At 71.1% G+C, this 15,034-nt stretch carries 11 protein-coding genes and 1 riboswitch; of the genes, 9 read left to right on the top strand and 2 right to left on the bottom strand.

Annotated elements, in window-relative coordinates:
- Window positions 1–30: 30 nt before the first annotated feature.
- Together SPR02S_RS29600 and SPR02S_RS29595 are read right to left on the bottom strand one after the other, a co-directional pair.
- On the bottom strand, window positions 31–1,158 hold the full coding sequence (locus tag SPR02S_RS29600) for an alpha/beta hydrolase family protein (RefSeq protein ID WP_019060647.1): 1,128 nt from the start codon (window positions 1,156–1,158) through the stop codon (window positions 31–33).
- Between the two features lie 553 nt (window positions 1,159–1,711).
- Window positions 1,712–2,455: a class II aldolase/adducin family protein gene (locus SPR02S_RS29595; RefSeq protein WP_026150967.1), complete on the bottom strand. Its 744-nt coding sequence runs from the start codon at window positions 2,453–2,455 to the stop codon at window positions 1,712–1,714.
- Between the two features lie 196 nt (window positions 2,456–2,651).
- On the opposite strand from SPR02S_RS29595, the gene SPR02S_RS29590 reads away from it, so the two are divergent.
- The 9 genes from SPR02S_RS29590 to SPR02S_RS29550 form a co-directional block, all read left to right on the top strand.
- Window positions 2,652–3,452, top strand: a complete 801-nt coding sequence (locus SPR02S_RS29590; protein WP_019060645.1) for a lysozyme — start codon at window positions 2,652–2,654, stop codon at window positions 3,450–3,452.
- A 98-nt stretch (window positions 3,453–3,550) separates the two neighbouring features.
- A complete protein-coding gene (locus tag SPR02S_RS29585) occupies window positions 3,551–4,813 on the top strand; it encodes an inorganic phosphate transporter (RefSeq protein ID WP_019060644.1) in 1,263 nt (420 codons plus the stop codon).
- Window positions 4,814–4,846: 33 nt separating this feature from the next.
- Window positions 4,847–5,068 carry a hypothetical protein gene (locus SPR02S_RS29580; protein ID WP_019060643.1) on the top strand — a complete coding sequence of 74 codons (222 nt, stop codon included), beginning with the start codon at window positions 4,847–4,849 and terminating at the stop codon, window positions 5,066–5,068.
- A gap of 135 nt (window positions 5,069–5,203) precedes the next feature.
- Window positions 5,204–5,346: riboswitch (cobalamin riboswitch) on the top strand.
- Window positions 5,347–5,444: 98 nt separating this feature from the next.
- Window positions 5,445–6,386 (top strand): cobalamin biosynthesis protein, encoded by a 942-nt coding sequence (locus SPR02S_RS29575; RefSeq protein WP_019060642.1) that lies wholly within the window; start codon window positions 5,445–5,447, stop codon window positions 6,384–6,386.
- Window positions 6,383–7,894 carry a cobyric acid synthase gene (locus tag SPR02S_RS29570; protein WP_019060641.1) on the top strand — a complete coding sequence of 504 codons (1,512 nt, stop codon included), beginning with the start codon at window positions 6,383–6,385 and terminating at the stop codon, window positions 7,892–7,894. The genes SPR02S_RS29575 and SPR02S_RS29570 overlap by 4 nt, the downstream gene beginning before the upstream one ends.
- A complete protein-coding gene (gene cobN / locus SPR02S_RS29565; RefSeq protein WP_019060640.1) occupies window positions 7,891–11,544 on the top strand; it encodes a cobaltochelatase subunit CobN in 3,654 nt (1,217 codons plus the stop codon). The genes SPR02S_RS29570 and cobN overlap by 4 nt, the downstream gene beginning before the upstream one ends.
- A complete protein-coding gene (locus SPR02S_RS29560) occupies window positions 11,541–13,574 on the top strand; it encodes a putative cobaltochelatase (RefSeq protein ID WP_019060639.1) in 2,034 nt (677 codons plus the stop codon). The genes cobN and SPR02S_RS29560 overlap by 4 nt, the downstream gene beginning before the upstream one ends.
- The gene (cobO, locus tag SPR02S_RS29555) at window positions 13,574–14,173 is read left to right on the top strand and encodes a cob(I)yrinic acid a,c-diamide adenosyltransferase (protein WP_026150966.1); all 600 of its coding nucleotides are present in this window, start codon (window positions 13,574–13,576) and stop codon (window positions 14,171–14,173) included. The genes SPR02S_RS29560 and cobO overlap by 1 nt, the downstream gene beginning before the upstream one ends.
- A 25-nt stretch (window positions 14,174–14,198) precedes the next feature.
- On the top strand, window positions 14,199–15,034 hold an 836-nt coding region (locus tag SPR02S_RS29550), incomplete at its 3' end, for a cobyrinic acid a,c-diamide synthase CobB (protein WP_373283350.1).

Here is a 15,034-nt window from a genome sequence, read left to right as displayed (position 1 = left end):
TCGCATCCGCGGTGTGCGGATCGCATCCGCTCACATCAGCGGTGTCAGGAAGCGGCGCAGGATCTCCTCGTAGCCGGCCGGGTCGGCGTTCCACATCGCGCTGTGCGGGGCGTGGGCGACCGGCTGGAGGGTGATCAGGTCGGGGCGGTGGGCGGCGAAGCGGCGGGAGAGGGTCCAGGGGGCGACCGTGTCGTCGGGGCCGTGGAAGATCAGGGTCGGGACCCTGAGCCGGGTCGGGTCGGCGGCCTCGGCGATGCGGTCGCCGTGCAGACCGGTGCGGCCCTGGGCGGCGCGGACCGCCAGCGGCAGCAGCGCGCCCGGGGTGTGCCGGGCCGTGGCGAGGGCGCGCAGCGTGGTCTCCCAGTCGAGCACCGGCGAGTCCAGCACCAGGCCGGAGACGTGGTCGCGCATCGCGGAGTGGGCGGCGGCGCGCAGCGCCATGGTGGCGCCGGTCGACCAGCCGTACAGCACGACGTGCTCGGCGCCGTACCGCACGGCGTAGCGGATCGCCGCGTCCAGGTCGCGCCACTCGGTCTCGCCGAGGTGGTTCAGGCCGTCGGGGTTGCGGGGTGCGCCGAGGTCGCCGCGGTAGGCGAGGGCGAGCACCGGGAAGCTGCTGCGGTGCAGGAACTCCATGACGTTCAGGGCGAGTTCGCGGGTGGCGGCCAGTCCGTGCACCGCGATCACCCAGGTGCTCCGCGCTCCGGGCACGAACCACGCGGGCAGGGAGCCGAGTTCGCCGGGGATGTCGATGTCGGCGTGGTCCAGGCCGAGGGCGGCGCTCGGGTTGCCGATGTGGACGTTCGGGGTGAGCCACACCTTGTCGCCGGGGCGCAGGGTGCCGTGGGTGACGCGTTCCAGGCGGCGTACGACGGCGTCGGCGGAGGGGGCCGCCGTATCGATGACCGGGCCGACGACCGCGTGGGAGCCGTCACCGGCGAGGCCGTAGGTGCCGGGGCGCAGCGAGGCCAGGTCCCGGGTGAGGGTGATCTGGCCGGCAGCGGTGGAGTGCACCGTGAGCCGGGGTTCGCCCGGCAGCGGGCGGCCGGGCGGCGCCTTCAGCGCGGCGTCGCTGGCGTACCGGCCGGCGGCGACGCCGGCCGCACCGGCCGCGAGGGCCACGGAGACGGCCGCGGCCGTCGCTTTGACTGTGCGCACGGGTCCAGTGTCCCGGCGCAACGGGCGGGCGGCCAGCCGGAGCGGGTCTGGGGTGACGGGCGAGGCGATTTCAGCGGCGGGGGTCGGGTGAGGCGGGGCGGCTCGGGGTCACCGGAAGGGTTCACGGCGGCCGAGCGGCGTCGCGACGGGCGGAACGCGTCAGCGACAGGGGGCGGCACAGCGGCTCGGCGGCTCGGCGTCACCGGAAAAGCTCACCACGGCCGAGCAGCGACGCGACTGGCCGAACGCGTCGGCGAGGGGGGCGGCACGGCGGTGGGAGGACCGGCAGGAGTTGTCGACGACGGCAGGGGTACCGCCGGGAAAGGCGTCAGCACCGGCAAGAGGCCCACCGCAGACAGCGACCGTCACACCTGTTGCCCTCATCCCCGTCGCCCTCAAGCCCCGTCGCCATCCGCCCCTGTTGCCGTCACTCCGTCGCTCTCACCCGGGCTGCCCTCAACTCCGGCCACCCTCACCCCAGCGGACCTCGCCCCCTTCACCGTCACCCCCGCTTCCACCCCCTGCCCCCTCACCCCACCGCGCACCCTCCCCCTCACCCCACCGCCCGCTCCCCCTGCCCATACCCCCGCAACCGCTCCCCAGCCTCCGCCACCTGTTCCCCCGTCAGCAACGTAGGCGACAGCCCCGGCACCGACGACGCCGTGAGCCACAACCGGCACATCCACTCCAGCTGGGCCGTGCGGTCGAAGGCCTGGTCCAGAGACGCGCCGTAGGCGATCGTGCCGTGGTTCTGGAGGAGGCAGGCCGAGCGGTCCGCCAGGGCCCGGAGCATGTTCTCGGCCAACTCCTCCGTGCCGTAGGTCGCATACGGGGCAACCCGGACCGGGCCGCCGAGGGCGCCGGACATGTAGTGGACGGAGGGGAGTTCGGGGACGAGGGTCGAGACGGCCGTCGCGTGGACGGCGTGGGTGTGGACGACGGCGTGGGCGTCGGTGCTGCGGTAGACGGCGAGATGCATGGGGAGTTCGCTCGTCGGGAGCAGGGTGCCGAGGACCTGTCGGCCGTCGAGGTCGACGCCGACCGTGTCGGTGGGAGCCAGGCGGCCGTAGGGGACGCCTGAGGGTGTGACCAGGACGGTGTCGCCCACGCGTACCGAGACGTTTCCGGAGGTGCCGACGACCAGGCCGTCGGAGACCGTCCGGCGGGCGGTCGCGACGAGTGCGCCCCAGGCGTGCGCCTCCTCGGCGCGCACACTCCTCCTCCGCGTCTCCCCCACGGTGCCCGCACTCTCCCGGGTGTCTCGCCCGCCCCGCTGGTCCCGCCGTTGCTCAGCCATGCCGTGATCCTGTCAGCCGGTGCTCCAACGCACGTTCGGGCGAAGGCACTTTAGGCCGGAAGGCGCGCATCCGAAAGATGACATATGGGTGCCAACCACCCACTCCGGCCGCTTGGCCGGAGACCGACCGGCGTTGACGGATCTTCCAATAACCTCTGGGGGATTTGTCGTGCACGCCGCCATTTCCGGGGGAACCATGGCCCGTGATCGCAAACCGTCCCTGACCCACGCCCGCCGCCTCCACCTCCATCTCCACCCCCGCGCCCGCCTCGCCGCGGCCGCCGTCGCCGCGCTCACCGTCGGCGGCACCACCCTCGCGCTCGCCGAGATCCCGGCCACCGCCGCGGACATCGCCGCGAGCCCGCCGAAGGGCCACGACGTCTCCTCGCACCAGAAGAACGTCAACTGGCCGGGCGCGAAGGCGAAGGGCGCCACGTTCGTCTACGTCAAGGCGACCGAGTCGACCACCTACCGCAACCCGTACTTCGGTCAGCAGTACGACGGCGCCCGCAAGGCCGGCATCATCCGCGGCGCGTACCACTTCGCCCTGCCGAACAAGTCGTCGGGCGCGAGCCAGGCCGCGTACTTCGTGGCACACGGCGGCGACTGGAAGGCGGACGGCTGGACGCTGCCGCCCGCGCTGGACATCGAATACAACCCGTACGACAAGAAGCACGGCTGCTACGGGCTGAGCAAGGCCAAGATGGTCAGCTGGATCAAGGCCTTCAGCACCGAGGTGAACCGGGAGACCGGCCGCCGCCCGGTGATCTACACCACCACCCTGTGGTGGAAGACCTGCACGGGCGACAACAGCTCCCTGGCCTCGACACACGCGCTGTGGATCGCCCGCCACAACGCGGCGGACGCGGGCTCGCTGCCCGCCGGATGGTCGTACTGGACCTTCTGGCAGTACGACAACAGCGGGAGCCTGCCGGGTGATCAGAATCTCTTCAACGGGACGGTGAGTCAGCTGCGGAAGTTCGCCCGCGGTTACTAGGCAATCCGGCCACCACAGAGACCCTCTCAGTTCATCTTCCGTTCACCCTGGTTTCCTACGGTCAACGCACCAATGACTTCGAACGATTGCCTGGGTAAATGGAAAACTTCTCGCTGATCCTCGCGATTGTGGTAATCACCGCACTCGCGTTCGATTTTACGAACGGTTTCCACGACACCGCCAACGCGATGGCCACCACCATCTCGACCGGCGCACTCAAGCCCAAGGTCGCGGTGGCCATGTCGGCCACCCTCAACCTGGTGGGCGCTTTTCTCTCCGTGGAGGTCGCCAACACGATCTCCAAGGGCCTGGTCGATGAGAGCGGCATCCGTCCCGAGGTCATTTTCGCCGCTCTCGTCGGCGCGATCCTCTGGAACCTGGTGACCTGGCTCGTCGGCCTGCCGTCCAGTTCCTCGCACGCCCTGATGGGCGGTCTGATCGGCGCCACCATCGCCTCGGCCGGCACCGGCGCGGTCCACGGCGACGTCCTCGTCACCAAGGTCCTGCTGCCGGCGATCGCCGCCCCGATCGTCGCCGGCCTCGCGGCGATGCTCGCCACCCGCTTCTCGTACGCCCTGAGCCGCAACGCCGAGGGCAAGGCCGCCGACAAGGGCTTCCGTGTCGGCCAGATCGCCTCCGCCGGGCTGGTCTCGCTGGCCCACGGCACGAACGACGCGCAGAAGACGATGGGCATCATCACCCTCGCCCTGATCGCCGGCGGTTCCATCGCCCCCGACTCGGACCCGCCCACCTGGGTCATCCTCTCCGCGGGCCTCGCCATCGCGATGGGCACGTACATCGGCGGCTGGCGCATCATCCGCACGATGGGCAAGGGCCTGACCGACCTCCGGCCGCAGCAGGGCTTCGCCGCCCAGACCAGCGCCGCCGCGGTCATCCTGGCCTCCTCGCACATCGGCTTCTCGCTCTCCACCACGCACGCCGTCTCCGGCTCGGTGATGGGCGCGGGCCTCGGCCGCAAGGGCGGGGTCGTCCGCTGGTCGACCGCCACCCGGATGTTCGTCGCCTGGGGCCTGACCCTGCCGGCCGCCGCACTGGTCGGCGCGCTCGCCGAGTCCGTGACCGACCTCGGCGACTGGGGCACCGCACTGGTGGCCGTCTTCCTGGTCGCCTCCAGCGCCGGCATCTGGCTGCTCTCCCGCCGCCAGGTCGTCGACGCCTCGAACGTCAACGAGATCGACGAACCGGCCGGCGTGATCACCACCGCGATCGCCGCCGTGACCCCGCCGCCCCCGTCGGTCGCCCTCTCCGAAGGCCTCACGGCGACGATCCTCTCGCCGCCCGTGAACCCGGCCCCGGTCGTGAAGTCCGACCCGGCGACACCGCCGGCCGCCGCCGTCTGAGCCCGCGCCCCGGACACGAAGGAACGAATCAGCATGCACATCGACTGGGCAGCCCTCGGCTCCGTCTTCGGCGTCAGCCTCGGCGCCACCGTCGCCCTGGTGGCCGTCTTCACCCTCGGCATCGTCGGTCTCTCCCACCGTGAACGCGCCACCGCCCAGGGCGACTCCGCGCCCCTCGCCCTGACCGGCGCGTACGCCTGCTTCGCGGCCTGCGCGGCGGCGGTGGCGTACGGGATCTATCTCATCGTGGCCTGACCGGCCGCCAGTTGGACCCACCGTGGGGTGCGGGACGGATCGCCGTCCCGCACCCCACGTCCGCGTGACCCCTCCGCCCCCTCCCGTGTGGGCATCAGCACACTCCGTCCCCGCAGGTCAACAGCAAGTTGACGGCCCTTCCAACAGCATGGTGGACTGCCGGAGCCATGTACGGCGGCAGGAGAGGAAGCCGGTGCGAATCCGGCGCGGTCCCGCCACTGTCACCGGGGTAGACACCCCCGGGAGCCAGGAACTCTCACCGCCGGTCTCGTCGAACCAGGGCGTGGACACCCTGAGTGAGGACATATCGCCATGCTCGGCTGCCGTTCGAGGTCCCGTACCAGCGCAGTGCCCGCCCCAGCGATCGGCTGAGCCGATGCGTGCCGATCGCGTCTACGCGTACGGCGCCGCCGCCGGCCTCCTCGGCGACCACCTGCTCGGCGATCCCCGCCGCAGGCATCCGGTCGCCGCCTTCGGCCGTGCCGCCGGTGCCGTGGAACAGGTGCTGTGGCGCGACCACCGAGGCTGGGGCGCCCTGCACACCGCCGTGTGCGTCGGTGGCACCATCACCCTCGCCGCCACGGCCACTTCGGCCCTACGACCTTCCCGTACGGCCTCTGCCGCCCTCACCGCCGCCGCCACCTGGGCCGTCCTCGGCGGGGCCTCCCTCGCGCGCGAGGCCGGGGTCATCGGGCGCGCGCTGGAGGCCGGTGACATCGACGGTGCCCGGGCCCGACTCCCCCACCTCTGTGGGCGGGACCCGCAGTCCCTCGACGCCGACGGGATCGCCCGGGCCGTCGTCGAGTCCGTCGCCGAGAACACCTCCGACGCGGTCGTCGGCGCCCTGGTGTGGGGCGGCATCGCGGGCGTCCCGGGCCTGCTCGGCTTCCGGGCCGTGAACACCCTCGACGCCATGGTCGGCCACAAGTCGGCCAAGTACCGCCGCTACGGCTGGGCTTCGGCCCGCCTCGACGACGTCGCCGGCTGGCCGGGCGCCCGCCTCACCGCCGCCCTCGCGACCGTCGCGGGCGGCGACCCACGCGGAGCGGCACGCGCCTGGCGCACCGACGCCCGCAAACACCCGAGCCCCAACGCCGGCCCCGTGGAGGCCTCTTTCGCGGGAGCCCTCGGCGTACGCCTCGGCGGAACGCTCTCCTACGGCGGCCGGGTCGAACACCGGCCCGTGCTCAACGGCGACGGACGCGCCGTCGCCGTGCCGGACATCGCGCGTGCCGTACGGCTGTCCCGGCGCGTCGGTCTGCTCGCGCTCGGCGTCAGTGTCGCCGGGCGGCTCCTCGTGAAGGGACGCAAGTCATGAGCGGCGGCGGGCTGTTGGTGGCCGGCACCACCTCGGACGCCGGCAAGAGTGTCGTCACCGCCGGGATCTGCCGGTGGCTGGTACGGCAGGGCGTGAAGGTGGCGCCGTTCAAGGCACAGAACATGTCCCTGAACTCGTTCGTGACACGCGAGGGCGCCGAGATCGGGCGGGCGCAGGCCATGCAGGCGCAGGCGTGCCGGATCGAGCCGACCGCGCTGATGAATCCCGTGCTGCTGAAGCCGGGCAGCGACCGCACCAGCCAAGTCGTCCTCATGGGCAAGCCCGTTGGCGAGATGAGTGCCCGTGGGTATCACGGCGGGCGCCAAGAGGCCCTGCTCGGGACCGTGTTGGACTGTCTCGCCGAGTTGCGGGGCACGTATGACGCGGTGATCTGTGAGGGGGCCGGCAGTCCCGCCGAGATCAATCTGCGGCGGACCGACATCGTGAACATGGGCATCGCGCGCAATGCGGGACTGCCCGTTCTCGTCGTCGGCGACATCGACCGCGGGGGCGTCTTCGCCTCCTTCTTCGGGACCGTCGCGCTGCTCAGCCCCGAGGACCAGGCGTTCGTCGCCGGGTTCCTCGTCAACAAGTTCCGGGGCGATGTGTCGCTGCTGGAACCGGGGTTGGAGATGCTGCACGACCTCACCGGGCGGCGGACGTACGGCGTGCTGCCGTTCCGGCACGGGCTCGGGATCGACGAGGAGGACGGGCTGCGGATCTCGCTGCGCGGCACCGTGCGCGAGTCGAACACCGCGCCGCCGGTCGGCGAGGACGTGTTGCGGGTCGCCGTCTGCGCGATCCCCCTCATGTCCAACTTCACCGACGTGGACGCGCTGGCCGCCGAACCGGGCGTCGTGGTGCGGTTCGTGGACCGGCCGGAGGAGTTGGCCGACGCGGACCTCGTCGTGATCCCCGGCACCCGGGGGACGGTGAAGGCGCTGGAGTGGCTGCGGGAGCGGGGACTTGCGGAAGCCCTCGTGCGCAGGGCCGCCGAGCAGCGGCCAACTCTCGGTATCTGCGGCGGCTTTCAGATCCTCGGCGAGCACATCGACGACGAGGTCGAGAGCCGGCAGGGGGCGGTGGAGGGACTTGGGGTGCTGCCGCTGCGTGTGCGGTTCGCTCGCGAGAAGACCCTCACTCGGCCCGTCGGCGAAGCCCTCGGCGAACCGGTCGAGGGGTACGAGATCCATCACGGGGTCGCCCAACTGACCGGCGGGGAAACCTTCTTGGACGGCTGTCGGGTCGGTCAGACCTGGGGCACCCACTGGCACGGCTCGCTGGAGTCGGACGGGTTCCGGCGGGCGTTTCTGCGCGAGGTGGCGGCCGCCGCGGGCCGCCGGTTCGTACCGGCGCCCGACACCTCGTTCGCCGCGCTGCGCGAGGAGCAGCTCGACCGGCTCGGCGACCTCATCGAACAGCACGCGGACACGGACGCGCTCTGGCGACTCATCGAGTCCGGCGCGCCGCAAGGACTGCCTTTCATTCCACCGGGAGCGCCCGCATGAGCACAGTGTTGTTGTTGTCGACCGCCGACACGGATCTGCTGGCGGCCCGGGCCTCCGGCGCCGGGTACCGGATCGGCAACCCGTCCCGGGTGGACGCGGCGGAGGAACTCCCCGCCCTGATCTCCGGTTCGGACATCGCCGTCGTACGACTGCTCGGCGGCAAGCGTGCCTGGGAGGACGGGCTCGCCGCGCTGAAGGCGTCCGGGATTCCGACCGTGCTGCTGGGCGGGGAGGCCGTCCCCGACGCGGAGTTGATGGCCGAGTCGTCGGTACCGGCGGGTGTGGTCGCCGAGGCGCTCAGGTATCTCGTCGAGGGCGGTCCGGAGAACCTCGTCGAACTCGCCCGGTTCCTCTCGGACACCGTGCTGCTCACAGGCGAGGGCTTCGAAGAGCCGCGGAAGATGGCCGAGTTCGGCGTCCACGGCGAGCGTGCCTTCGTCGAGGGCCGGCCGACGGTCGGCGTCCTCTTCTACCGGGCGCATCACCTCAGCGGCAACACCGCCTTCGTGGACACCCTCTGCGACCAGATCGAGGCGAAGGGCGCCAACGCCCTTGCCGTGTACTGCGGTTCACTGCGCGGTGCCGACTCCGGGCTGTACGAGATCCTCGGCAAGGCCGACGCGCTCATCGCCACCGTCCTCGCCGCGGGCGGTACGCACGCCTCGCAGGCATCGGCCGGCGGTGACGAGGAGGCGTGGGACATCGGCGCGCTCGCCGACCTCAACGTCCCTGTGCTGCAAGGACTTTGCCTTACGTCGTCCAGGGCGACCTGGGACGAGTCCTCCGCCGCCCTCTCCCCCATGGACGCCGCGATGCAGGTCGCGATCCCCGAGTTCGACGGGCGGCTGATCACGGTCCCGTTCTCCTTCAAGGAGCAGGGTCCGGACGACGTCCCGGTCTACGTCGCCGACCCCGAGCGGGCCGCGCGGGTCGCCGGAATCGCCGTACGGCACGCGAAGTTGAAGGACCAGCCGAACGCCGAGAAGAAGCTCGCGATCGTCTTCACCGCCTATCCGACGAAGCACTCGCGGGTCGGCAACGCGGTCGGTCTGGACACGCCCGCTTCTGCGATTCGAGTGCTTGATGCCCTGCGGGACGCCGGGTACGGGGTCGACGAACACCCGGACAACGGGGACGAGTTGATCCACCGGCTCATCAACGCCGGTGGCCACGACGTGGAGTGGCTGACGGAGGAGCAGCTGGCCGCCGCGCCCGCGCGCGTGCCGCTCGCCGACTACCAGGCATGGTTCGACAAGCTCGAACCGGAGCTCAGGCAGGGCATGTTGGACGCGTGGGGCGAGCCGCCCGGCAACCTCTACGTCGACGGCGACGACATCGTGCTCGCCTCGCTCCAGTTCGGGAACGTCGTCGTGATGATCCAGCCGCCGCGCGGCTTCGGCGAGAACCCGATCGCGATCTACCACGACCCCGACATGCCGCCCTCGCACCACTACATGGCCGCGTACCGCTGGCTGGACAACAGCTTCGACGCCGACGCGATCATCCACATGGGCAAGCACGGCACCATGGAATGGCTGCCCGGCAAGGGACTTGGGCTCAGCAGCGGCTGCGCGCCGGATGCCGTACTGGGTGAACTTCCCCTGATCTACCCGTTCATCGTCAACGACCCCGGCGAGGGGACGCAGGCCAAGCGGCGCGGGCACGCCACGGTCGTCGACCACCTGGTGCCGCCGATGGCGCGTGCCGACACCTACGGCGATCTGGCGAAGCTGGAGCAACTCCTCGACGAGTACGCCCTCGTGTCCGATCTGGACCCGACGAAGGCGCCGGCCGTGCGCGCGCAGATCTGGACGCTGGTGAAGGCGGCCGAGCTGCACCACGACCTGCATGTGGACGACCAGCCGGACGACGCGGTGTTCGACGAGTTCGTGATGCACATCGACGGCTATCTGTGCGAGATCAAGGACGTGCAGATCCGCGACGGACTGCACATCCTCGGCGGCGGTCCGGTCGGCGAGGCGCGCGTGAACCTCGTGCTCGCGGTGCTGCGCGCCTCGCAGGTGTGGGGCGGTAAGGCGAACGCGCTGCCGGGTCTGCGGGCCGCGCTGGCCGAGCATTTCGGCCTGGTGGAGAAGGAGTTGCTGGCCGAGCCGGGGGCGCCGGTGAAGGTGCCGGTGGAGCTGAGCGAGCTGGTCGACGGGCCGGCCCGTTCCGCCGCCGACGCGATCGATCTGCTGGAGCAGCTGTGCCGCCGGTTCGCCGAGGGCATGGAGTCCCAGGAGTGGGAGGTCACGGCCGTCCCCGCGCTCGTCCGCGCCGTCATCGGCACCGAACTCCCGGACGCCGTCGCGGTGTTGGAGTTCGCCTGCGTCGAGGTCGTACCCCGACTCGCCCGCACGACCGACGAGATCGACCACATCCTGCTCGCGCTCAACGGCGGCTACGTCCCGGCGGGTCCGTCGGGCTCCCCGACCCGCGGTCTGGTCAACGTCCTGCCGACCGGCCGGAACTTCTACTCCGTCGACCCCAAGGCCATTCCGTCCAGGCTGAGTTGGGAGGTCGGGCAGGCCCTGGCCGACTCGCTCGTGCAGCGCTACCTCCAGGACAACGGCGAGTTCCCCCAGTCCGTCGGGCTCACGGTGTGGGGTACGTCGGCGATGCGCACCCAGGGTGACGACATCGCCGAGATCCTCGCGCTGCTGGGCTGCCGTCCCGTCTGGGACGACGCCTCGCGCCGGGTGACCGGCTTCGAGATCGTGCCCGTCACGGAGTTGGGCCGGCCGCGCATCGACGTCACGGTGCGCATCTCCGGCTTCTTCCGGGACGCGTTCCCGCACGTCGTCGGATTGATCGACGACGCGGTGCGGGCGGTGGCCGAACTGGAGGAGCCGCCCGAGTCCAACTACGTCCGCAAGCACGCCGACGAGGACACCGCCGAACACGGCGACCGACGCCGGGCCACGGCCCGCATCTTCGGCTCCAAGCCGGGGGCGTACGGCGCCGGTCTGCTGCCGCTGATCGACGCGCGCAACTGGCGTTCGGATGCCGACCTGGCCGAGGTGTACGCGGTGTGGGGCGGGTACGCCTACGGGCGTGGGCTCGACGGGCGGGCGGCGCGGGGCGATATGGAGACCGCGTTCAAGCGAATTGCCGTAGCCGCCAAGAACGTTGACACCCGCGAGCACGATCTCGTCGACGCGGACGACTACTTCCAGTACCACGGCGGCATGGTCGCCATGGTCCGCCACCTGACGGGCACCAGCCCCGAGGCGTACGTGGGTGACTCGGCGACACCGGACCAGGTGAAGACGCGCACGCTGGGCGAGGAGACGCACCGGGTCTTCCGGGCGCGGGTCGTCAACCCCCGCTGGATGGCGGCGATGCGACGGCACGGATACAAGGGCGCCTTCGAGATGGCGGCGACCGTCGACTACCTCTTCGGCTACGACGCTACGGCCGGGGTCGTCGACGACTGGATGTACGAGAAGCTCAGCGCGGAGTACGTCTTCGACCCGGAGAACCGGGACTTCATGAAGAAGTCCAACCCATGGGCGCTGCGCGGCATCACCGAGCGGCTGCTCGAAGCGGCCGAGCGTGGCCTGTGGGCCGAGCCGGACGCGGACACGCTGGAACGACTGCGGGCCACCTACCTGGAGCTCGAAGGCGACCTGGAGGGCGACGACCAGTGACAACTCCCTTTCCGTTCACGGCCGTTGTCGGCCAGGACGATCTGCGGCTCGCGCTGCTGCTGAACGCCGTGTCGCCGGCGGTCGGCGGTGTGCTGGTGCGCGGCGAGAAGGGCACCGCCAAGTCGACGGCCGTGCGCGCGCTTTCGGCGCTGCTGCCGGAGGTCGCCGTCGTGCCCGGCTGCCGCTTCTCCTGCGATCCCTCCTCCCCCGACCCGGCCTGCCCGGACGGGCCGCACGAGACCGGACCCGGGGTCCAACGCCCCGCTCGCATGGTCGAGTTGCCGGTCGGCGCCTCCGAGGACCGGCTCGTCGGCGCCCTCGACATCGAGCGGGCACTCGCCGAGGGCGTCAAGGCTTTCGAACCGGGCCTGCTCGCCGACGCGCACCGGGGAATCCTGTACGTCGACGAGGTCAACCTCCTCCACGACCATCTGGTCGACCTGCTGTTGGACGCGGCGGCGATGGGCGCGTCGTACGTCGAACGCGAAGGCGTCTCCGTCCGGCACGCCGCCCGCTTCCTGCTCGTCGGCACCATGAACCCCGAAGAGGGCGAACTGCGACCGCAGTTGCTCGACCGATTCGGGCTGACCGTGGAGGTCGCGGCCTCGCGGGAACCCGACCAGCGGGTGGAGGTCGTACGGCGCAGGCTCGCCTACGACGACGAACCGGCCGCCTTCACCGCGCGCTGGGCGGACGAGGAGTCCTCCGTACGGGCGCGCATCATCGCCGCGCGTGCGCTGTTGCCGTCCGTGCGGCTGGGCGACGGGGCGCTGCGGCAGATCGCGGCGACCTGTGCCGCCTTCGAGGTGGACGGCATGCGGGCCGACATCGTGATGGCCCGTACGGCGACCGCACTGGCCGCGTGGGCCGGGCGGACCGATGTGCTCGCCGAGGACGTACGGCAGGCCGCGTTGCTCGCGCTGCCGCACCGGCGGCGGCGAAATCCCTTCGACGCGCCGGGACTTGACGAGAACAAGCTCGACGAGACGTTGGAGGAGTTCGCGGAGCAGGAGCAGACGCAGGAACAGGAGCCGACGCAGGGGCCCGAGGACGACGATCCGGGGCCGGATGGTCCCGACGGTCCGGGTGGCGGCGGTGGGCAGTCGCCCGAGGACGACTCGGACGGTCCCCAGGGCGGTGACACGGCCGCGCAGCCCGAGGCCGGCGAAGGCGGGGAGCCGCAGCCTTCCGGTTCCGGTGAGCAGCAGCCCGTACGCGCCTCCGAGCCCTTCCGGACCAAGGTGTTGAGCGTGCCGGGTCTCGGCGAGGGTGCCGCCGGGCGGCGTTCGCGGGCGCGGACCGAGCACGGGCGGACCACCGGGGCCCGGCGGCCCCAAGGGGCGCTCACCAAGCTGCACTTGGCGGCGACCGTGCAGGCTGCGGCACCGCATCAGCTGGCGCGCGGGCGGGCCGGGCGTGGGCTGGTCGTGCGGCGGGACGATCTGCGGCAGGCGACACGGGAAGGGCGTGAGGGCAACCTCGTGCTGTTCGTCGTGGATGCCTCCGGGTCGATGGCGGCGCGGCAGCGGATGAGTGCGGTGAAGGGGGCTGTGCTGTCGTTGCTGCTCGATGCGTATCAACGGCGGGACAAGGTGGGGCTGGTGACCTTCCGGGGTTCGGCCGCCGATGTTGCCCTGCCGCCGACTTCCTCCGTGGACGCCGCCGCCGTACGGCTGGAGTCGTTGCCGACCGGGGGGCGTACGCCGCTCGCGGCCGGGCTGCTCAAGGCGCATGACGTGCTGCGGGTGGAGCGGTTGCGGGATCCGGCTCGGCGGGCGTTGGTGGTCGTGGTGACCGATGGGCGGGCCACCGGTGGGCCCGAGCCGGTCGCGCTGGCCGGGCGGGCGGCTCGGTTGTTCGCCGCCGACGGGGTCGCCTCCGTGGTCGTGGACTGCGAGTCGGGGCCCGTACGGCTCGGGCTGGCCGGGCAGTTGGCCGGTGAACTGGAGGGTACGGCGGTGACGTTGGACGAGTTGCGGGCGGACTCGATCGCCGGGCTCGTGAAGGACGTACAGAGGAGGGCCGCGTAATGCCGCAGGGGCAGCCGAGTGTCGTACCGGACGACGGCCTGACGACCCGTCAGCGCCGTAATCGGCCACTTGTCGTTGTGCATACGGGAGTTGGGAAAGGCAAGTCGACCGCTGCTTTCGGGCTCGCCTTGCGTGCCTGGAATCAGGGGTGGCCGATCGGGGTGTTCCAGTTCGTCAAGTCGGCGAAGTGGAAGGTCGGGGAGGAGAACGCCCTTCGGGTGCTGGGGGCTTCCGGTGAGGGCGGGTCCGTCGACTGGCACAAGATGGGTGAGGGGTGGTCGTGGGTTCAGCGCGACTCCCAGATGGACAACGAGGAGAAGGCGCGGGAGGGCTGGGAGCAGGTCAAGCGGGATCTTGCCGCCGAGACCTACAAGTTGTACGTGCTGGACGAGTTCGCCTATCCGATGCACTGGGGATGGGTCGATGTCGATGAGGTCGTCTCCGTGCTGCGGGATCGGCCCGGCAACCAGCACGTTGTGATCACCGGGCGGAACGCGCCCGAGAAGCTCGTCGAGTACGCCGACCTCGTCACCGACATGTCCAAGGTCAAGCACCCTATGGACGCCGGGCAGAAGGGTCAGCGGGGTATCGAGTGGTGAATCTGTCGTGACTTCCTCGTCCTCCTTGTCCTTCTCGTCTTCCTCGGCTTCCTCGGCTTCCTCGGCTTCCTCGGCTTCCTCGGCTTCCTTGGTCTCCGTTCCTCGGTTGGTTGTTGCCGCGCCGTCTTCCGGTAGTGGCAAGACCACCGTTGCTACGGGGTTGATGGCCGCGTTCGCCTCGCGGGGGCTTGCCGTGTCTCCGCACAAGGTCGGGCCGGACTACATCGATCCCGGGTATCACGCGCTTGCCACCGGGCGGGTGGGGCGGAACCTCGACGCGTATCTGTGCGGGCCGGAGTTGGTCGGGCCGCTGTTCGCGCACGGTGCTCGCGGGTGTGATCTCGCTGTTGTCGAGGGTGTGATGGGGATGTACGACGGGGCTGCGGGGGAAGGGGAGTTGGCGTCCACGGCGCATGTGGCGAAGTTGCTGCGGGCGCCTGTTGTGCTGGTCGTCGACGCGTCTTCGCAGTCACGGTCCGTTGCGGCGTTGGTGCATGGGTTTGCTTCCTGGGATCCGGAGGTTCGGGTCGGGGGCGTGATCCTGAACAAGGTGGCGTCCGACCGGCATGAGGCTTTGCTGCGGGAGGCGTTGGACTCGGCGGGTGTGCCTGTGCTGGGGGTGTTGCGGCGGGCGCCTCAGGTGGATACGCCTTCTCGGCATTTGGGGTTGGTGCCGGTTGCTGAGCGGCAGGCGGCTGCGGTGGAGGCCGTTGCGGCCATGGGGGCGCAGGTGGTCGCCGGGTGTGATCTTGAGGGGTTGCTTGCGCTGGCGCGTAGTGCTGGTGCGTTGTCGTGTGCGGCTTGGGATGCGGGTGAGGTCCTGGCTCCCGCGGCGGAGCCGCTAATGGATGCAGCGCCCCC

This window comes from Streptomyces prunicolor NBRC 13075, from assembly GCF_000367365.1.
Lineage (GTDB): Bacteria > Actinomycetota > Actinomycetes > Streptomycetales > Streptomycetaceae > Streptomyces > Streptomyces prunicolor.
Note: the sequence above shows the minus strand (reverse complement) of the source record. Positions and strands in the feature narration are given on the sequence as shown.